The organism is Bacteroidota bacterium, assembly GCA_016713765.1.
In the GTDB taxonomy this organism is placed as follows: domain Bacteria; phylum Bacteroidota; class Bacteroidia; order AKYH767-A; family 2013-40CM-41-45; genus Pollutiaquabacter; species Pollutiaquabacter aromativorans.
On sequence record JADJON010000001.1, the window covers coordinates 472,455 to 492,336 of the forward strand.

Genomic DNA, 19,882 nt, shown 5'->3' on the forward strand with positions numbered 1-19,882 from the left:
TAAACCGATAAATATTTTACCTATATTTGCCTCGTGAAAAAAGTTTTTACACTCATATTCAGTTTCTACTTGTTGGCTCTGGCTGTTATGCCGTGCAGCGACAAGGACGACTGTAAATATCAGAGTGCCGACCAATCCACTTTCGCAACAACAGACCACTCAGACCACGACAGTGACACAGAAAATTGTTCTCCTTTTTGTATGTGTGCTTGCTGCGGACAGACTTTTAGTAGTTCGTTTACTAATTACAGTTTAGCCCTTCACGTTCCCGTTTCGTTAGACAAATTCCCGATTTACAACGTCTCATTTATTTCAGAGGTGTATTTGTCTATTTGGCAACCGCCAAAAATCAGTTAATGAATTTCTGATGTTCCGCTAAAGCGGAACAAAACAAAACTACTTACGGTGCTAACGCACCGCAAGTAATCGTGTATTCATTCATTAAACTGATTAAAATAATGTTAGACAAAATAATTGCGTTCAGCATAAAAAATAAATTCATCATTGCATTGATGACACTTGCACTCATTGTTTGGGGAGTGTGGAGTGCAAGCAAACTGCCAATAGATGCAGTTCCCGACATCACCAACAACCAAGTGCAAATCATTACGGTTTGCCCTACCCTTGCAGGACAAGAGGTTGAACAGTTGGTAACTTACCCAATTGAACAAAGCATTGCTAACCTTCCCGACTTGGAGGAATTGCGAAGCATTTCCCGTTTCGGACTTTCCGTAATTACTGTTGTGTTTGACGACAAAGTGAACATCTACTTTGCCCGACAACTCATAAACGAAAGGCTAAAAGAAGCCGAAAGTAAAATCCCGAAAGGTGTTGGCACACCTGAATTAGCACCCGTAAGCACAGGTTTGGGCGAAGTGTATCAATACATCATTCACCCAAGAAAGGGAAGCGAAAGCAAATACACCGCTATGGACTTGCGGACAATGCAAGACTGGATTGTAGCCAGACAGCTTTACGGAACGGCAGGAATTGCGGAAGTAAACAGCTTTGGCGGACAACTAAAACAATACGAAGTTGCCGTAAATCCCGACAGACTTATTGCAATGGGAATAACAATTCCCGAAATTTTTACCGCCTTAGAAAAGAACAACGAAAACACAGGCGGAGCATACATTGACAAAAAACCAAACGCCTATTTCATTCGTGGTGTGGGTTTAATTGGTTCGTTTGACGACATCAAAAACATTGTAGTAAAAACCAATCCAAACGGCATTCCTATTCTCATTAAAGATGTTGCCGAAGTTCATTTAGGTAGTGCCGTGCGTTATGGAGCTATGACTTACAATGGTGAAGTAGATGCAGTTGGTGGAGTTGTAATGATGCTGAAAGGTGCAAATAGTGCCGATGTGGTTAGCCGAATCAAAGATAAAATGGCAACCATTCAAAAATCATTGCCCAAAGATGTAGTAATAGAACCATACTTAGACAGAACAGATTTAGTAAATCGAGCCATCAGCACAGTCGAGAAAAACTTAATCGAAGGAGCATTAATAGTAATCTTCGTTTTAGTTCTGTTTCTTGGAAATCTTCGTGCAGGGCTAATTGTAGCTTCTGCCATTCCATTATCAATGCTTTTTGCATTGGGTTTAATGAATGTATTTGGCGTAAGTGCAAACCTTATGAGTTTGGGAGCAATTGACTTTGGTTTAATTGTGGACGGGGCTGTAATTATTGTAGAAGCCACCTTGCACCATTTGGGTTTGAGAAAAACTATCGGCAGACTAACTCAGCAGGAAATGGATGAAGAAGTTTTTCAGTCTGCGTCTAAAATCCGAAGCAGTGCAGCGTTTGGCGAAATCATTATTCTCATTGTTTACATTCCTATTCTTAGCCTGATTGGTATTGAGGGTAAAATGTTCCGCCCGATGGCTCAAACCGTTGGTTTTGCAATATTAGGAGCATTGATTTTATCGCTTACCTACATTCCAATGATGTGTGCAGCGTTTTTACCCAAAAACATTTCGCACAAAGAAACACTAAGTGACAGAATGATGAATTTCTTTCAACGTATTTATGCACCACTATTAGAAAAAGCCATCCGTTTCAAAAAAGTAATTGTAGGTGTAACCGTTGCGGTGTTTGTGGTTTCCGTATTTCTGTTTTCAAGAATGGGTGGCGAGTTTATCCCAACCTTACAGGAAGGCGATTTTGCTTTTCACTGCATTTTGCCGCAAGGCACATCACTTTCACAAAGTTTGGAAACCTCAATGCAAGCATCAAGACTAATCAAAGAATATGACGAGGTGAAAATGGTAGTAGGAAAAACAGGAGCAGCCGAAGTGCCCACCGACCCTATGCCACCCGAAGCCACGGATATGATGATAATTCTAAAACCGCAAAGCGAATGGAAACGGGATATTTCTTATGATAAATTGGCAGAAGAGTTTGAAGAAAAACTAAACACAATTCCTGGAGTATTTTTTGAAAAAAACCAACCCATTCAAATGCGGTTCAATGAACTAATGACAGGCATTCGCCAAGATGTAGCCGTTAAAATTTTTGGTGAAAATATGGACACCCTTTTGTCTTATGCCAATAAGGTAAACGCTGTTGTGCAAAGTGTGGATGGTGCAACCGAACCAAGTGTTGAACGAGTGGCAGGACTTCCACAAATCGTAATCAAATACAACCGTTCGCAAATTGCCAACTATGGTTTGAACATTGAGGACATTAACCACATTGTAAGCACAGCCTTCGCAGGAGGCGGAGCAGGTGTAGTTTATGAAAACGAACGCAAATTTGAATTGGTGGTTAGGCTCGACAGCACCCACCGCAACAACATTGACGATGTAAGTCATTTATATATCCCAACTTCTAACGGAACTCAAATTCCACTTTCACAAGTGGCAGAAATAAAAATGGAATTGGGACCAGCACAAATAAGCCGTGAGGATGGTAAGCGTAGAATTGTTGTAGGGTTTAACATTAAAGGCAGAGATGTAGAAAGTGTTGTAGAGGATATTCAAAAACAATTGAATGAAAAGGTGAAATTGCCCGAAGGATATTACTACACATACGGAGGAACTTTTGAAAATCTACAGGCGGCAAGCAAACGCCTGATGATTGCTTTACCTGTGGCTTTAGCACTCATTTTTATGTTGCTCTATTTCACATTCAGTTCAGTAAAACAAGCAGCCTTAATTTATACCGCAATCCCCATGAGTGCCATTGGTGGTGTATTTGCTTTGCTGATTCGTGATATGCCCTTCAGTATTTCGGCAGGCATTGGCTTTATTGCTTTGTTCGGTGTTGCTGTATTAAACGGCATTGTGTTAATTGGAACATTCAACCAATTGGAGAAAGACGGAATGACGGACATCTTAGACCGTATCAAAGAAGGAACCAAAATCCGTTTGCGACCCGTGCTGATGACCGCTACTGTTGCTTCTTTGGGATTTTTACCAATGGCACTTTCGCACGGTGCAGGAGCAGAAGTGCAAAAGCCTTTGGCAACTGTTGTAATAGGTGGTTTGCTTACAGCAACTTTTTTAACACTATTTGTTTTGCCTTTGTTGTATGCGATGTTTTCTAAAATCGGGAAGTCAAAAAGAATAATTTCCGCAACAGCAATTTTAGTTTTTGCTTTATTTTCTTTCAATGCTGCCAATGCTCAAACGTCAACTACAAAAACCATTTCCGTTGAGGATGCAATAAGCACCGCATTGAAAAATAATTTAGAAATTCAATCGCAACAACTCAATGTGCAATCGTCAACTACTTTGAAAAAATCGGTGTTTGAATTGCCAAAAACCAATGTCAATTTCCAGTTTGGGCAATACAATAGCATCAATCAGGACAAGTCATTTCAGGTTTCGCAAAGTATTCCGTTCCCGACCTATTTCACTGCAAAATCAAGTTTGTATAAAGCCGAACTGCAAAGTAGTGAGTTGCAACAGCAAGCCACCGCCAGCGAAATAAAAGCACAGGTAAATTACTGGTTTTATCAGTTGCAGTATTTGCAAACTACTAAAAGGCAACTACAATCTTTAGACAGTTTGTATAACGATTTTGTAAGTGCGGCAGCGTTACGATACAAAACAGGCGAAACTAATTTGTTGGAGAAAACCACAGCCGAAACCAAGCGGGGACAACTTTCGCAGTTGCTTAAACAAAACGAAACAGATTTTGCAACGGCTTACAATTCGTTGAAAACGCTGATGAATACAAGCGAAGATTTTACAATAATAGTAAATGAAAATTGGCAACCGCTTGTTTTAAGCAGTTCGTTTGACACTACGCTTATTGCCAATAATCCATCACTTAAAGTATTGTATCAACAAGCAGTAATTGCCGAGCAAAACAAAAAGTTAGAAACCGCATCTACATTGCCTGATTTTAATGTGGGTTATTTCAACCAGTCGTTAATCGGAGTGCAAAGCATTAACGGAGTAGATGTAAATTTTGACGGCAGCAAACGCTTTCAGGGTTTTAATGTGGGTTTAAGTATTCCGATTACGTTTTTCAGCAATGCTTCAAAAATAAAATCGCTTGACTACAAACAGCAAGCATTGCAAAAAGAAGCCGACAACGGGAAACTAATTTTACAAAACCAATTGCAAAATGCGTTTCAGCAATACAACCAAAATTTGTCGCAATACAATTATTACAAATCCACCGCTTTGCCAAATGCCGAAATAATTATCAGCACAGCAAAAGTGGGTTTCAAAAGTGGCGACATTGGTTATATTGAATACTTACAAGCCTTGCAAACCGCTACCGATGTGCAGTTAAATTATCTGCAATCGGTTAATCAAATCAATCAGTCCATTATCAATATCAATTTCTTAACTAACAACTAAGCGAAGCGTTCTCTTTAATACCATCAAGAAAAAATAAACCAATTAAAAAATAAAATTTCACAGAAATGAAAAATATAATATTTATAGCAGCCATTGCAACATCAATAGTATTTGCATCCTGCAACAGCAATAAAACGGAAACGCAAGGGGAAGAAACCGAGCATCACGATGAACACGAAAACACCAACACGGCAATGCTTACAGCCGAGCAAATGAAGTCCATAAAAATTGAATTGGGAAGCATAGAAAAAAAACAATTAACCGCTTCACTCAAAGCCAATGGAATTTTAAAAGTTCCTAATCAAAACCGTGCAAATGCAACAGCATCATTGGGGGGAGTGATTAAATCTATTTTGGTGCAAACAGGTAATTCGGTAAGTAAAGGACAAACCATTGCCACCATTTCAAACAATTCTTTCATCACAATGCAGGAAGAATTTTTAAGCATTTCATCAAAAGCAGACTTGGCACAATTGGAATTTGCCCGACAAAAAGAATTGCAACAAGGCAACGCAGGAGCATTGAAAAATTTGCAGTCAGCCGATGCAGAACTGAAAACATTAAAGGCTCGAAAAGCAAGTTTGCAAAAACAGTTAGAATTGATAGGAATAAATACTAATTCACTCACAAGCGAAAACATTCAATCCGTTGTAAATATTTCAAGTCCTATAAACGGCACAATAAGTAACGTATTGGTAAACATTGGCAGTTATGTTGATGCCAACAATCCAATTGCCGAAATAGTTGATAACAGCCAACTGCATCTGGATTTGTATGTGTATGAAAAAGATTTACAAAAACTTAAAGTTGGGCAAACCATACATTTTACACTAACCAATAATCCCGGCAAAGAATACGATGCCGATGTTTACGCCATTAGCAACACATTTGAGCAAAACACCAAAGCCATTTCGGTTCACGCCATGGTAAAAGGAAACAAGCAAGGATTGATTGACGGAATGAGCATTACTGCATTGGTAAGTCTGGAAAACGCCACAGTTGATGCAGTGCCTACTAACGCCATAGTGAACCATGAAGGGCAGGACTATATTTTTATTGTAACCGATGCTCACAGCGAAGAAGAACACCACAGTGAAACCGAAACAGCCGAACACAAACACGATGAACACGGACACGAGCACAGCGAAAAAGAAGAACCCGAACACAACGAAGAAGGAACAACCTTTGAAAAAATCCCCATCCGAAAAGGCACTACCGATGTGGGTTACAGCGAAATTACTTTGCTAAAAGATATTCCAGCAAACAGTAAAGTTGTTGTGAACGGTGCATTTTTTATTTTGGCTAAAATGAACAACAAAGGTGAAGCACACGAACATTAATTAAATTTTAAAATAATCATACAATGAAGTTACCAATCAACGATAAAAAATTCCTTTTTCTTCTTTCAGCAATCACAATAGTAGTTGCGTTAGAAATTCTTTCTATCATCGGCATACACATACCAATGCCTTATGCACCTTTTTTTTTCGCCATTTTTATTTTAGGAATTGGCTACAATGTTTTATGGAACGGAGTAAAAGCAATCATCAAACTCAAATTCAGCAGCATCAATTTACTAATGACTATTGCCGTTATCGGAGCATTTTATTTGGGCGAATATCCAGAAGCAGCAGTTGTAATAGTGCTTTATGTTTTAGGCGAACGATTAGAAGATATAGGAATTGAAAATTCAAAATCTGCATTAGATGAATTAGTAAGCAAAGCACCCAAGACCGCTTTTGTAAAAACTGAAAATGCAAATGTGGCTATTGATAAAATTGCAGTCGGCACAATCATTCAAGTCAAAGCAGGTGAAATGATACCGCTTGACGGCAAAATTATTTCAGGCGAAACAATGGTTGATGAAGCTGCCATCACAGGCGAACCAATTGCTAAAGACAAACGCATAGGCGATAATTTATTTGCAGGAACGCTAAACAAAAATGGTTTCATAGAAATGGAAACAACCAAACTTTCTGTTGATACAACTTTCTCAAAAATCATTCGCCTAACATTTGAAGCACAAGGCAACAAAAGTGAAACTCAAAAATTCATTCAGCAATTTTCAAAGTATTACACACCGTCCATTATTGCAATGGCAATTTTAGTTTTTGTAATTCCCGTATTTGCAATGCAATTAGATTTTAACCATTGGTTACAACAGGCAATTACACTTTTAGTTATTGCTTGTCCTTGTGCATTAGTCATCTCTACACCCGTTGCAATTTATGCAGCCATAGGCAACGCATCAGTAAAAGGAGCATTAGTTAAAGGTGGAAAATATATTGAAGCATTGGCATCAATAAAAGCAATTGCATTAGACAAAACACGAACCATCACTTTTGGAAATCCAATCGTGTCGGATATTTTCCCATTGAACGGAACAAGCCGTGAAGAACTATTGGCTTGCACCGCAGGAGCAGAAATATTTTCCGAACACCCATTGGCACAAGCCATAGTTGATGCAAGCAAGAAGGAAGGTTTTGAACCACACAAAACCGAAGGTTTCAAAAGCATTATGGGCAAAGGGGCAACTGCAAAATGTTTGGTGTGTGAGGACGAAACAATTTATGTAGGCAAATTAGATTTTATACAAGAAACTCAAACCATAGACAATGAAGCACTAAAAATTGTAGAGCAACTTTCAGCCCAAGGCAAAACTAGTGTAGTAGTAAGTTTTGGCAATGGAGTTGCAGGAATTATTGGATTGATGGACGAAATAAAACCCGACAGTGCAGCAGCGTTAAAAGAAATAGAAGCTATGAACATAGAACCTGTAATGCTTACAGGCGACAGCGAAAAAGCAGCAAACTATGTAGCACAGCAAGTAGGCATCAAAAAAATATTCGGCAATATGCTACCCGAAAACAAAGCCGAAAAAATCAAAGAACTATTGCAGCAATATAAATTTGTAGCAATGGTAGGCGATGGCATAAACGATGCACCAGCCCTTGCACAAAGCACCGTAGGCATAGCAATGGGAGCAGCAGGAAGCGACACCGCCATAGAAACCGCAAACATTGCATTAATGAACGATAAACTTTCACTCATTCCGTTTCTCATTCGGTTAAGTCAAAAAACTTTACGCAGAATAAAATTCAACACCATTGGAGCAATAGCAGTTAAACTCATTTTCATAACGCTTGCCTTTATTGGTTACAGCAATTTGGTTTTCGCTATTGCAGCAGACGTTGGAGTAACACTTATAGTAATTTTGACAAGTTTGAATTTGATGAAGTTTGAAAATAAAATTGTAAGCGGACATTGAAACCTGCAATCGTAATGACAGTGCATACAAAACCCACTCATTTGCACTCACATTTGCTTTTGCAACCACACACAGGCAAACGCAGCAAAAGCAAAAGAGAGTGCAAGCAACCGCACCCGTGCACCGCAGACCAGACCGCAAACAACGTGGACAATTTAGTGTATATTCAACAACGACAACACTTCGGACAGACAGAAGGGCAGCTGATAACAACTAAGGCTTCGTTGCGTCCGGAGGACGGACAATGAAGCCGCAGTTGCACGGAACCCCGCTTTCGCGGCGCTGTGCAGGTGACTATGGGGTTTCAATGTGTTGCGTATGCCGGTTTAGTTCCCGTGCTGATCAGGCTTAGGTGATCATCGGTACCGGATCCAGGGGGTCAGGATGCAAAAAGCATTATCAGTAATCGTTATCGTCGGCAGATCTTGATGGATGGGCAATACAATCCCGGCCCGTCGTGCAGGTGATTTTTTCATTGAGGTTCGGATGAGGTCGTGAGGTTTCGGTAACGCGCCGGTGGGCCCCGGTGGTCGAACCGCAGGATGGTTCTCATCAGGAGCTTTTTACAACAGGGACACACCACCGCCGGGGCTTTGCTGCGCTGGTACCGGGTAAGGGAGATGATCTTTCCCTGCAACTGCAGGATGATCTGCGGGATGCTCACGGCCTTCTTGCGGCTGGAGAGGATGCCGTAGTGCCGGATGCGCACAAAACCTCTGGGCAGGATGTGCTGCGCAAAACGCCGGATGAACTCCATCGGCGATAGCTCCATCACCTTTTTCGTACTGCCATCCCGATAGTCTTTGTACCGGAAGCGCACCCGCTCCGCATCGCAACTGATCAGTCGGCTGTTACTGATGGCGATCTTGTGGGTGTAACGCCCCAGGTAGTCGATCACCGCCCCGGGCCCGGCAAAAGGACGCTTGGCATACACCACCCAGGGTTTGGTGAAGAGCGCGCGGAAGAGCTGCGGGTCTTCTCCAGGAAAGGCCTTGCGCAGCGCGGCCACCATCCGGGCACGCATCACCCGGCTCAGGGCTTTTACCGGGAAGAGGAACCGGCCCTTGGAGCGGGCCCGCTTCCAATAGCCGGCAGGAGAGATGCCTCCGCCGAGCACAATGCAGTGCAGGTGCGGATGCAGGGAGAGGTTCTGGCCCCAGGTGTGCAATATGGCGATCATGCCCGTACGCGCACCCAGGTGAACGCCGTCCCCTGCAAAGGAGTCGATCACGCTCCATGCCGTGGCAAAGAGCGCGTCATAGACCCGCTCCGGTGCGTACAGGCACAGGCGGTTGAGTTCCCCGGGCAGGGTGAACACCACGTGGAAGTACGGCACCGGCAACAGCTCCGCCTTGCGGGCTGCCACCCAGTCTTCCCGCGCCAGCCCCTGGCACTTGGGGCAGTGGCGGTTCCGGCAACTGTTGTAGCTCATGCGCAGGTGGGAACAGCCCGGACACTGGTCCAGGTGACCGCCCAGGGCTGCCGTGCGGCAGTCCCGGATCAGGCGCAGCGTGCGCTTTTGCCAGTGGTTGAGCTGCTTGCTGCGCTCAACCTGTTCCCCTAGTTGCCGTATGACCTGCGCTACTTCGCAGGCCGGCCTCACTGCCCGGGAGTGAAGAGCGTATCCAGCGGACTGAAGGGCGCTTTGCGACCATGCTTTGCCACGTGCAGATACACCATCGTGGTCTCGATGCGCTCATGACCCAGCAGTTCCTTGATGGAGACGATATCCAGCCCGTCTTCCAGCAGGTGCGTGGCATAGGTGTGCCGCAGGGTGTGCACCGAGATGTCCTTTTGGATACCGGCGGTCTTGGCCGCCTGCTGCACGGCCCACTGCACCCCGCGCTGGGAGTAACGGCTGTCGAAGTCGCCGCCTTTCCTTCCCTCGGGCTTGCCGTTGAACAGGAACGTCTGCGGGTTCTCCGCCTCCAGGTAGCTGCGCACCCCGCGACAGAGCAGGTCACCCAGGGGCACATACCGGTCTTTGCGCCCTTTGCCCTTGCGCACATGCAGCAGTCGCCGATCCAGGTCCAGGTCCCGGATGTGGATGCTGCGCACCTCCATACACCTCAGGCCGCAACCATAGAGCAGGCCGATGAGCAGCCGGTGCTTGAGTAAGGCCGGTGCCCTTAAGAGCCGGCGCATCTCTTCCCGGCTCAGGATCACCGGCAGTTTCTTATCCCGCTTGATGCTGGGCAGGGTGAACCGCTTGTAGTCCAGCCCTTCGGCCTTGAAGGCGAATCGAAGGCTGTACACCACGAACTTGAAATAAGACTCCGAAGGCGTGTCGTGCTGATCGAGCATCATCTCCAGGTACTCCTCCACCTGTTCGGTGTCCAGTTCCGTGGGCACGCACTCAAAGTGCAGGGCCATCTGGGCCAGGTAGCGCGTGTAATTGCTCAGCGTACTGGGACTCTTGCCCGCAATACGGATCTTGCGCGAGAGGCGTTTGTAAAAATCCTCGAATCCCTGTACTTTTAAACAGGCTTGTTTTACCAGCGTCCTGTAGGGCTGTTTTTCAGATTTGTTCTTCATGCATAGAATGTTTGTGGTAAAACCTTCTACGAGGATCAATCCGAAAACAGTTCTGCTCAGGTAGTACAGGCTACCCCGCGAAAGCGGGGTTTAGTGCAACAGCGGTTTGGCGTAATGGCGGGTTCGGTGCTTCGTATGACAGTTTTGTGGTAGGTTCAAGTGCAGTGCTTCGATTGAACTTTTGTGCTAAAAATCCGCCACTACGCCAAGCCGCAAACCGTCAGACTGTGCAAAAACCCTCCCCTATTGTTTAAAGAATTTTGATCTGTTTCCGGGCGGGGCTGATTATATTGAGAGAATAATCAGCTTTTCATGAAATACCTAACCGGATTCGACCGCAGGCAGGCCACTTTATTCCCGACTTGTATCGATGATTTGATCCCGGAAGATGCGGGAAGTGCGGGTTATCGATTTATTCGTAGACGCGTTGCCGCTGAAAGAACTGGGATTTTTAGAAAATGAACCTGCGGAAGAGGGCAGGCCGATGTATCACCCGGCCGATCTGTTCAAATTGTATGTGTACGGTTATCTGAACCGCATACGGACTTCTCGCCTGCTGGAGCGTGAGTGCCAGCGGAACATCGAACTGCTCTGGTTACTGAAGGGACTACAACCCTGCTTTCGTACGATTGCCGGCTTTCGGTCAGACAACCCAAAACTGTTCCGCAATGCGTTTACCCACTTCGTCCGGCAGATCAACCGAAAGGGCCTGACCGGGAAAACGCTGGTGGCGCTCGATTCAAGCAAGTTCAGGGCGGTCAACTCCAAGAAGAAAAACTACAACCAGAAAAAGATCGACCGGCAACTGGAGTACATCGACAACAAGATCCAATCTTACATCGAGGAACTCAACGCAGGCGATCTGGATGAGGCCAGAGAAGCCACGATCGCTGAGAAACTGAAAAAGCAAAAGGCCCAACGTCGCAAGTACAAGCGCATTGAAAAGCAGCTTGCGGAAACGGGCCTGGACCAAATCTCCACCACCGATCCCGATGCCCGGACCATGATCCTGCACGGGTCGGTAATCGAAGTGGCCTACAATGTACAGACGGTGGCAGATGAGCGGAACAAGCTCATCCTTGAATACGAAGTCACCAACCAGAACGACCGGAAAGCCTTACTGCCGATGGCGCAGAAAACCAAGCGTATTTGCGATACGGATGCCGTGGCTGTACTGGCGGACAAGGGTTACCACAACGGCGAGCAGCTTACCGGTTGTGAGCAGGAAGACATCTACACAATCGTAGCCTACCAGGAAGTACCCCGCAGTTATCCCGTGCCGACTCCGGAGTACTACGGCGAGCGCTTCCGGTACAACCCGAAGAAGGACCAGTACAAATGTCCGCAGGGTCACATCCTGAAGACCACCGGCCATTGGTATAATAAGAAGTACGAAGAGTCGGTAACCAAAGTCAAGCACTACAAGACGACGGCCTGCGGCAGTTGCGCGGTCAAACACCTGTGCACCCGCAACCCCAAGGGGCGCCTGATCGAACGGTCTCAACATGCCGGCGCGGTAGAGCGCAACAACCGCCGGGTGCGTGAAAACACATCGACCTATTCCCTGCGCCAGCAAATCATCGAACACATCTTCGGCACCATCAAGCGACAATGGGGCTACGATCACATACTACTCAAAGGCCTCCGGAAAAATGAAGGCGAGTTCGGATTAATCTATCTCATTTATAATTTTCGGAGGGTTATAAACATTTTAGGCCTGCCGAAGTTGAAAAAGTGGCTCACCAGGCTGCTTTTTTCTATTTTTACGGATAGGGCGCTCCGTAATGCAAGGCAATACCAAAAATATTCGTGCTGGCAGCTTGTTCCTGTTATCGTCCGGGAAGGGTGGTGCTGAATTTTTGGGGAGTTGTTGCACGAACTGCCGTTAGCGGGCAGCCTAAAAGACGACATAGTGTATAAATGACAGACTTCAAAACATACTACAATTCTAAATTTCGGGACGACATAAATCGGTTCTTCTCGACAATTCCTGATACGAGTAGGTTTCACGAAGACACAGAGAACAAACAGACTTTTTCGATTCAATACGAAAGACTAACACCTGCATCTGACCATTTAGATTTTTTGGACAAGGACGGGAAAGAATTATTTGCAGTAGCTCTATTTCTGACAGTTTTGACGGATATGGTTTGCTTCTCTCACTTCAAGACACATTACAACAAATTCAGAAACCTAACACGATATCCAAAATTTATTGGCAACTGTCCGAGTGGCTGTAACTACCATTTCCATCCAAGAGACATTTTTTTTGCAATGAATAAGGGACGTTCGGCAACTGAACAACATTTAGTTTTTTACGACAAGTTTTTAGGAGCTATCGAAACTATGAAGGAAGAAACGATTAATTTTTTTAAAGAAAATTTACCAGAAGTGAACGGAGATGCTTTTTGGGAAAAATGCCAAAAAGAATTTCCATATAGACCACAAACAGAAAAAGTATGATACCAGACTACCAATCATTAATGCTTCCACTACTCAAACTCGTAGCGGATGGACAAGAACACAAATACAGAGACTTGATTGAAAGTTTGGCAATTGAATTTCAAGTAACAGACGAAGAAAGAAAAGAACTTTTGGCAAGTGGTAACCAAGCTATTTTTGACAATAGAGTTGGTTGGGCAAAGACTTATCTAAAAAAAGCAGGACTGCTTGACTCACCAAAACGAGCGACTTTTACCATCACTGACCTTGGCAGACAGACTTTAGCGAAAAACCTTGACCGAGTTGACGCAAAGTATTTAAGACAGTTTCCTGCATTTTTGGAGTTTCAAAACGCTTCACGAAACAACAATGACAGTGAAGAAGATGAAATCACAATCATTGAAAATAACGAACAAACACCTGAAGAGAATTTAGATAAAGCATATCAGCGGATAAGAAAATCATTGGCATCTGAACTACTTAATAAAGTTGTTGACCTCTCTCCTGCTTTTTTCGAGCGACTTGTAGTTGAACTTTTAGTAAAAATGGGTTACGGTGGTTCAATCAAAGACGCAGGAAAAGCAATGGGTAAAAGCGGTGACGAAGGAATTGACGGAACAATTAAAGAAGATAAACTTGGACTTGACATCATTTACATTCAAGCCAAGCGTTGGAAACCAGGAAATGTTGTTGGAAGACCGGAACTTCAAAAATTTGTTGGTGCACTTGCCGGACAAGGAGCCAAAAAAGGAATTTTCATAACCACTTCAAATTTTACTAAAGAAGCATTGGAATACACACCAAGAAATGAAACGAAAATTGTGCTCATAGACGGTGAACAGTTGGCTCAACTAATGATTGACTACAATCTTGGTTGCACGACACAGCAGACTTATGAACTTAAAAAAATTGACAGCGACTATTTTGGAGAAGAATAAAACATACGGACAACCAGAAGGCCGACCCGCTAACATGCGTTTGGCGTCATGCGGGGCGAAGTGCTTAAATTCAAGTTCAGTTTTCCAATTGGGCTTTAGTGCTGGGTTGACAGTTTTGTCCTCCGAAATCCCGCACGAACGCCAAGCGCAGAAACGTTAGCGGTCAGGCTAAAACGACACCCAATCAACATTAACTACAGTGTAATGACAAAAGTAAAAGATAAAGCATCAGCAAGACAAAAGGAAATAGTTACCCAATATCTTAACGAGCTTGGCAAACATTTGACAGACCTTAAACACGGAAAAGCTGACAAAACTTTTGAAATAAAGGACTTGGCAGACTTATTATTTGTAAGCCCAAAACATTTGAGTAATACAATTCAGGAAATATTAGGTAAATCCCCCTGTGATATTTATGAGGAACAGCTTATTGAAATTTCTAAAGAACTTTTGCTCACAACTAACAACACAATTTCACATATCGCACAGACATTGACTTTCGACCCTTCCAACTTCACCAAATTTTTCAAAAGTTATGAAGGCAAAACCCCTAAACAGTTTCGTGAGCTAAATTCAAAAACTGAACTTATCACCAAATAATAGGAACTTCTCACCATAACCAAACCATCCTCTATTTGCAACTTTGCATTAACAAATGCAAATAGATTATGGCAAAGAAAATTTTAATTACGGGTGCAAGCGGTGGGTTTGGAAAATTAACCGTATTGACGTTATTACAAAAAGGACATCAGGTTGCTGCTTCAATGCGTGACATTAACGGCAAAAACAAAAATGTTGCTGACGAACTGAGGAAAGCAGGTGCGAAAATCATTGAGATTGATGTTACAGATGACACAAGTGTTACGAATGGAGTAAACTCAGCCATTTCTGACCTTGATGGCTTGGATGTTTTGATAAACAATGCGGGCTTAGGTGTTCTTGGAATGCAGGAGTTCTTTACACCTGCTGATTTTCAAAAAGTATTTGACATCAATGTTTTTGGCGTTCAGCGAATGAATAGGGCTGTGGTTCCCTACTTTCGTGAAAAGAAAAACGGGCTGATTATTTATACTTCAAGTTTACTTGGAAGAATTGCATTACCATTTTATGGAGCCTATCAGGCTTCAAAATGGGCATTGGAAGCCTTAGCTGAAAATTACAGAGTAGAACTTTCAGGCTTTGGAATTGAAAATTGCATTGTAGAACCAGGAGGTTACCCAACTGCATTCTCTGATAATTTATTAAGACCAAGCGACAACAGCCGTGAATTGGGTTATGGTGATTTTGCAAAAGTGCCAGAAGCAGCACTACATAATTTTGAAAATGTTTTAAAAAACAATCCGCAGCAAAATCCACAAAAAGTTGCAGACGCCTTTGCCGAACTTATAGAAAAACCTAAAGGCGACAAGTCATTCCGCACGGCTGTTGATTTTATTGGTATGGCAGACCACATTCAGAATTACAATGAACACCTTGAGCAGATTATGACTGGTCTGTACACCAACTTTGGGACACAGGGAATGTTGAGCGTAAGGAAATAAAAAGCCCGAACCGCTAACAAGGTATTGCCAAAATGGGGGCTGATGGAAGTAATTCAACAGGGTTACTTCTATCAGCCTTTTTGCTATATTTGAACTGACGGTTTTCAAATGCCCCCACTTCGGCAATACCCGAAACCGTCAGACTGTGCAAAAACCTTCCCGCCCTGTTTAAAGAAATTCAATCCAATTAAGGGGATTGCTGATTATCTTCAGAGGATAATCGGCTTCCCATGAAATACCTCACCGGATTTGATCGCAGGCAGGCCACGTTATTCCCGACGTGTATCGATGATTTGATCCCGGAAGATGCCGAGGTCAGGGTAATTGATCTGTTTGTGGATGCGCTCCCGCTTAAGGATTTGGGTTTTTTGGAAAAAGCGCCGGTGGAAGAAGGCCGGCCGATGTATCACCCGGCGGATCTGTTCAAATTGTATGTCTACGGATACCTGAACAGGATCCGAACCTCCCGGCTCCTGGCGCGTGAGTGCCAGCGGAACATTGAGCTGCTGTGGCTATTGAAAGGCCTGCAGCCCTGTTTTCGTACGATTGCCGGTTTTCGGTCGGAGAATCCGCAGCTCTTCCGTAATGCGTTCACCCACTTCGTACGGCAACTCAACCGCAAGGGCCTGACCGGGAAAACACTGGTGGCGCTGGACTCCAGCAAGTTCAGAGCGGTCAACTCCAAGAAGAACAACTTCAACCAGAAGAAAATCGACCGGCAACTGGAATACATCGATACCAAGATTCAATCCTATATCGAAGAACTCAATGCCGGTGACCTGGATGAAGCTCAGCAGGAAGCCGTTGGTGAGAAGCTGAAGAAACAAAAAGCTCAGCGCCGAAAGTATAAGCGCATCGAAAAGCAGCTTGCCGCCACCGGCCAGGACCAGGTCTCCACCACCGACCCCGATGCCCGCAGCATGATCCTGCACGGCTCGGTGATCGAAGTGGCCTACAACGTGCAGACCGTCGCAGACTCGGCCAATAAGCTGGTGCTCGAGTACGAAGTCACCAACCAGAACGACCGCAAAGCCCTGCTGCCGATGGCTCAGAAGACCAAGAGCATCTGTGATACAGAGGCCGTGGCCGTACTGGCCGACAAGGGTTACCACAACGGCGAGCAGCTTGCCGCCTGCCAGCGGGAAGACATCTACACCTACGTGGCATACCAGGAAGTTCCCCGGAGCAATCCCGTTCCCACCCCGGAGTTTTACGGCGAGCGTTTTCGTTATAACCCGAAGAAAGATCAGTATGTGTGTCCACAGGGATATATCCTGAAAACCACCGGTCAGTGGTACAACAAAAAGTACGAAAAGTCGGTAACCCGGGTAAAACACTACAAGACCACGGCTTGTAATAATTGTGAAGTGCGGCACCTGTGCACGCGCAATCCGAACGGCCGGGTGATCGAGCGTTCCGTACATGCCGAAGCGGTAGAGCGCAACAACCGGCGGGTCAGAGAAAACTCATCCGTCTATACACTTCGTCAGCAGATCATCGAACACATCTTCGGGACCATCAAACGACAGTGGGGATACGACCACATCCTGTTAAAAGGCCTGCGGAAGAACGAAGGAGAGTTCGGACTCATTTACCTGATTTATAATTTTCGGAGGGTTATAAACATCCTAGGCCTGCCTAAGTTGAAAAAGTGGCTGAGGAAGCTGCTTTTTTCTATTTTTACGGATAGGGCACTCCGTAATTGCTGGCAGCAGCTAAACTATCCGGGCTGTCGGTTTGGGCCTATCAACGCCCAGGTAGCGTGAGAGTGATTTTGGGGTGGGTTGTTGCACGAACTGCCGTTATAAGCAAGCCTAAAAGACAACCGTGCAACCATCGGGCGGACACCAAAACGACCAGTCTTTTGACTTCCAAACTAACTTTCTGGCGACAAAAACTCGGTTGACAATTCGCTGTAACTTGCCACAGACCCAATCCAGTTTACCGACACTCAAGCCAACGCAAGGTTTTAAAAATTTTCCCACCGCACATTTTAAAAAATAATTTTAGCCTCCCCACATTGGCACATTTGGGGTTTGCCCCTTCACATAACCCGACACACAGGCAAACCCCAAAAGAGCCAATTACCCACCGCACCAGATGATTTTCGTCATATTTTAAAGTATTCTCAAAAAAAACTTGCAGGTGTGAATATAATTCAATTACCTTTGTAAGCGAATACTCACTTACATAATAAATACAAATAAAATGAACGGCAAAAACAACATCTCAATAGGCTTCCTGACAATGGGGCTTTTTATGGGTTACGGTTTTCTACTTATTTATCTCCGTGACTTTGCTCCAGGAATGGAAGAATGGGTGAACTCATACAGTATCGGCAAGCACTTTGAAAGTAGACTGGCTCACGTTCACGGCAACTTGTTTGCCTTTCTAAATATTCTAATTGGTTATTTACTTCTACATTTCAGAGACAAACTTAAAAACGTGAAAGCCATTTCTTGGTTGGCACTTACAGGATTATTAATGCCAATAGGAATATTAACTGAGGTGTATCTTGGCTTGCCTCCTGCATTAGTATTAATTGGAGCAATTGCTATGACTGCTTCTGTAATTTGGTTAGGTTTTTCGTTTATTAATTTAAAGTTAAACAATGAAAAATAAAGATTTTACCGAAAGGCAAATAGAAATAATGGAAGCCGCTACGCTTCGCATTGATAAATTCGGAATACAGGAATTAACGATAAAAAACTTAGCCTCCGACCTGAGTTTATCTGAGGCTGCATTATATCGCCATTTTAAAAGTAAAAATGAAATATTGCTCGGTCTATTGACCTATTTTATTTTAGAAATGAACGAGCGACTTGCTTTAATAATAGAAGATAAAGAAAAACAACCTTCTGAACTTTTGAAAAAAGTATTTGTGTCGCAACTTAACACATTTGTTCAAAAACCTGCCATAGTTAGCGTGATTTTTTCCGAAGGAATATTTCAATTTAATAAAGAACTAAGTGACAAGGTTTCAACAATGATGGCTCTGATGCAAAACAACATTAACGCACTTATTACAAGAGGACAAAACGAAGGTGTTTATGGAAAGCTATTGGGAGCTGACACTATTACAACAATTATTATGGGGAGTATGCGAATGGTTGTTTTAAAATGGAAGCTTTCGGGTAACAAATCCAATTTAGTAAATGATGGAAAAAATGTATTAAACGGACTTCTGAAAATGTTAGAAAAATGAAAAAAATAATCCCCTATTTATTAACAACGATTTTAGCAGGGTTTGGTTTGCTGACATTATTCCTAAGCACATCTGTTATATTTGATTTGTTTGGCATTAGAGCCAAAGAGGGTAATTATGTTCTGTTTGTGGTTTGGTCAAACTTCATCAGTAGCATTCTTTACCTATTCGCTGCTTATGGGTTTATTAAAAACAAGAAATGGACTACTTCGCTTTTAGGAATTTCAACACTTATTCTAATAACAGCTTTTGTCGGTCTTAAAATTCACGCAAGTTCAGGTGGTATTTATGAAACAAAAACCATCGGTGCAATGATTTTTAGAATTTCCGTGACCCTTGTATTTGCAATCATTGCATATTTCACAATAACAAAAAAGAAATTATGAAAAAGATAACGATTTTAATTCCAGTAATCAGTTTGTTCCTTTTCAGTTGTGGCAATACTTCTAACGAAAAATCAAAAGAGCAAACCGAAACCGTTACTCACGAAGAACATCAGCACAACGCTGAAATACAAAACATCGAACTTAACAATGGTGAAAAATGGGAAGTTGATGCTAATATGATAACTCATATTCGTAATATGGAAAACGATGTTATTTCCTTTGCTAAGGTTGAGCAAAAAGATTACAAGTCATTATCAAAACAATTACAATCCAACATTAATTTACTTACCTCTAATTGCACAATGAAAGGCAAAGCACACGATGAACTGCATAAGTGGTTATTGCCCTACATTGATTTGGTAAAAGAACTTTCAGAAGCTAAAGACGAAACCGAAGCAGAAAAACAATTTCAAAATATTCAAACTTCATTCACAGCATTTAATCAATACTTCCAATGAACATAAAAGAATTACATACTCAAGAAAAACCAGTTTCAGCAACTTCTCTTTTTAAAAGTGAACTGGGCAATGCAACTGCCATACAAATTTTGCAAGGCGAGAAATTAAAAGAGCATATTACCAAAACACCAGCACTTTTGATTTGTGTGAAAGGAGAAGTGATTTTTGAAAATGAAAAAGGGATAAAAGAAAAACTATTATCGGGTGACTTTATAAACATTGAACCAATGGTAAAACATTGGGTAGATGGAATTATTGAAAGTCAATTAATACTCATCAAGTAAAAAAA

16 protein-coding genes are annotated in these 19,882 nt (G+C 43.2%); 14 read left to right on the top strand and 2 right to left on the bottom strand.

What is annotated here, in order from left to right; all coding sequences use genetic code 11:
- Positions 1-458: 458 nt before the first annotated feature.
- The 3 genes from IPJ96_01935 (at position 459) to IPJ96_01945 (ending at position 8,088) form a co-directional block, all read left to right on the top strand.
- Positions 459-4,820 (top strand): CusA/CzcA family heavy metal efflux RND transporter, encoded by a 4,362-nt coding sequence (locus IPJ96_01935; GenBank protein MBK7909107.1) that lies wholly within the window; start codon positions 459-461, stop codon positions 4,818-4,820.
- A 65-nt stretch (positions 4,821-4,885) separates the two neighbouring features.
- Entirely contained in the window at positions 4,886-6,160 is a 1,275-nt protein-coding gene (locus IPJ96_01940) for an efflux RND transporter periplasmic adaptor subunit (protein ID MBK7909108.1), read from the top strand.
- A 23-nt stretch (positions 6,161-6,183) separates the two neighbouring features.
- Positions 6,184-8,088, top strand: a complete 1,905-nt coding sequence (locus IPJ96_01945) for a cation-translocating P-type ATPase (GenBank protein ID MBK7909109.1) — start codon at positions 6,184-6,186, stop codon at positions 8,086-8,088.
- Between the two features lie 472 nt (positions 8,089-8,560).
- Here the strand turns inward: IPJ96_01945 and IPJ96_01950 are convergent, their stop codons facing one another.
- Together IPJ96_01950 and IPJ96_01955 are read right to left on the bottom strand one after the other, a co-directional pair.
- Entirely contained in the window at positions 8,561-9,691 is a 1,131-nt protein-coding gene (locus IPJ96_01950) for an IS91 family transposase (protein MBK7909110.1), read from the bottom strand.
- On the bottom strand, positions 9,688-10,623 hold the full coding sequence (locus IPJ96_01955; GenBank protein ID MBK7909111.1) for a tyrosine-type recombinase/integrase: 936 nt from the start codon (positions 10,621-10,623) through the stop codon (positions 9,688-9,690). Before IPJ96_01955 ends, IPJ96_01950 begins: the two co-directional genes overlap by 4 nt.
- A 397-nt stretch (positions 10,624-11,020) precedes the next feature.
- On the opposite strand from IPJ96_01955, the gene IPJ96_01960 reads away from it, so the two are divergent.
- From IPJ96_01960 to IPJ96_02010, 11 genes are all read left to right on the top strand, one after another.
- Entirely contained in the window at positions 11,021-12,478 is a 1,458-nt protein-coding gene (locus tag IPJ96_01960; protein MBK7909112.1) for an IS1182 family transposase, read from the top strand.
- A gap of 419 nt (positions 12,479-12,897) precedes the next feature.
- Positions 12,898-13,086: a hypothetical protein gene (locus tag IPJ96_01965; protein ID MBK7909113.1), complete on the top strand. Its 189-nt coding sequence runs from the start codon at positions 12,898-12,900 to the stop codon at positions 13,084-13,086.
- Positions 13,083-14,003, top strand: a complete 921-nt coding sequence (locus IPJ96_01970) for a restriction endonuclease (GenBank protein MBK7909114.1) — start codon at positions 13,083-13,085, stop codon at positions 14,001-14,003. Before IPJ96_01965 ends, IPJ96_01970 begins: the two co-directional genes overlap by 4 nt.
- A gap of 204 nt (positions 14,004-14,207) precedes the next feature.
- On the top strand, positions 14,208-14,603 hold the full coding sequence (locus IPJ96_01975; protein MBK7909115.1) for a helix-turn-helix transcriptional regulator: 396 nt from the start codon (positions 14,208-14,210) through the stop codon (positions 14,601-14,603).
- A gap of 68 nt (positions 14,604-14,671) precedes the next feature.
- Positions 14,672-15,544, top strand: coding sequence for an SDR family oxidoreductase (locus IPJ96_01980; protein MBK7909116.1), 873 nt, complete (start codon positions 14,672-14,674; stop codon positions 15,542-15,544).
- Positions 15,545-15,774: 230 nt separating this feature from the next.
- Complete coding sequence (locus IPJ96_01985) at positions 15,775-17,310, top strand: IS1182 family transposase (protein ID MBK7909117.1); 1,536 nt, start codon at positions 15,775-15,777, stop codon at positions 17,308-17,310.
- A gap of 442 nt (positions 17,311-17,752) precedes the next feature.
- Positions 17,753-18,166: a hypothetical protein gene (locus IPJ96_01990; GenBank protein ID MBK7909118.1), complete on the top strand. Its 414-nt coding sequence runs from the start codon at positions 17,753-17,755 to the stop codon at positions 18,164-18,166.
- Positions 18,156-18,749, top strand: a complete 594-nt coding sequence (locus IPJ96_01995; GenBank protein MBK7909119.1) for a TetR/AcrR family transcriptional regulator — start codon at positions 18,156-18,158, stop codon at positions 18,747-18,749. Before IPJ96_01990 ends, IPJ96_01995 begins: the two co-directional genes overlap by 11 nt.
- Positions 18,746-19,135 (top strand): hypothetical protein, encoded by a 390-nt coding sequence (locus IPJ96_02000; GenBank protein ID MBK7909120.1) that lies wholly within the window; start codon positions 18,746-18,748, stop codon positions 19,133-19,135. The genes IPJ96_01995 and IPJ96_02000 overlap by 4 nt, the downstream gene beginning before the upstream one ends.
- Positions 19,132-19,593: a hypothetical protein gene (locus tag IPJ96_02005; GenBank protein MBK7909121.1), complete on the top strand. Its 462-nt coding sequence runs from the start codon at positions 19,132-19,134 to the stop codon at positions 19,591-19,593. The genes IPJ96_02000 and IPJ96_02005 overlap by 4 nt, the downstream gene beginning before the upstream one ends.
- Entirely contained in the window at positions 19,590-19,877 is a 288-nt protein-coding gene (locus IPJ96_02010; protein ID MBK7909122.1) for a hypothetical protein, read from the top strand. The genes IPJ96_02005 and IPJ96_02010 overlap by 4 nt, the downstream gene beginning before the upstream one ends.
- Positions 19,878-19,882 lie beyond the last annotated feature (5 nt).

What these genes read in the sequence shown, in the direction of transcription:
- IPJ96_01945 (MBK7909109.1), top strand. Translation starts at nt 6,184, where the DNA reads ATGAAGTTACCAATCAACGATAAAAAATTCCTTTTTCTTCTTTCAGCA.
- IPJ96_02005 (MBK7909121.1), top strand. Translation starts at nt 19,132, where the DNA reads ATGAAAAAGATAACGATTTTAATTCCAGTAATCAGTTTGTTCCTTTTC.
- IPJ96_02010 (MBK7909122.1), top strand. Translation starts at nt 19,590, where the DNA reads ATGAACATAAAAGAATTACATACTCAAGAAAAACCAGTTTCAGCAACT.
- IPJ96_01955 (MBK7909111.1), bottom strand. Translation starts at nt 10,623, where the DNA reads ATGAAGAACAAATCTGAAAAACAGCCCTACAGGACGCTGGTAAAACAA.
- IPJ96_01990 (MBK7909118.1), top strand. Translation starts at nt 17,753, where the DNA reads ATGAACGGCAAAAACAACATCTCAATAGGCTTCCTGACAATGGGGCTT.
- IPJ96_01985 (MBK7909117.1), top strand. Translation starts at nt 15,775, where the DNA reads ATGAAATACCTCACCGGATTTGATCGCAGGCAGGCCACGTTATTCCCG.
- IPJ96_02000 (MBK7909120.1), top strand. Translation starts at nt 18,746, where the DNA reads ATGAAAAAAATAATCCCCTATTTATTAACAACGATTTTAGCAGGGTTT.
- IPJ96_01935 (MBK7909107.1), top strand. Translation starts at nt 459, where the DNA reads ATGTTAGACAAAATAATTGCGTTCAGCATAAAAAATAAATTCATCATT.
- IPJ96_01940 (MBK7909108.1), top strand. Translation starts at nt 4,886, where the DNA reads ATGAAAAATATAATATTTATAGCAGCCATTGCAACATCAATAGTATTT.
- IPJ96_01965 (MBK7909113.1), top strand. Translation starts at nt 12,898, where the DNA reads ATGAATAAGGGACGTTCGGCAACTGAACAACATTTAGTTTTTTACGAC.
- IPJ96_01980 (MBK7909116.1), top strand. Translation starts at nt 14,672, where the DNA reads ATGGCAAAGAAAATTTTAATTACGGGTGCAAGCGGTGGGTTTGGAAAA.
- IPJ96_01995 (MBK7909119.1), top strand. Translation starts at nt 18,156, where the DNA reads ATGAAAAATAAAGATTTTACCGAAAGGCAAATAGAAATAATGGAAGCC.
- IPJ96_01975 (MBK7909115.1), top strand. Translation starts at nt 14,208, where the DNA reads ATGACAAAAGTAAAAGATAAAGCATCAGCAAGACAAAAGGAAATAGTT.
- IPJ96_01970 (MBK7909114.1), top strand. Translation starts at nt 13,083, where the DNA reads ATGATACCAGACTACCAATCATTAATGCTTCCACTACTCAAACTCGTA.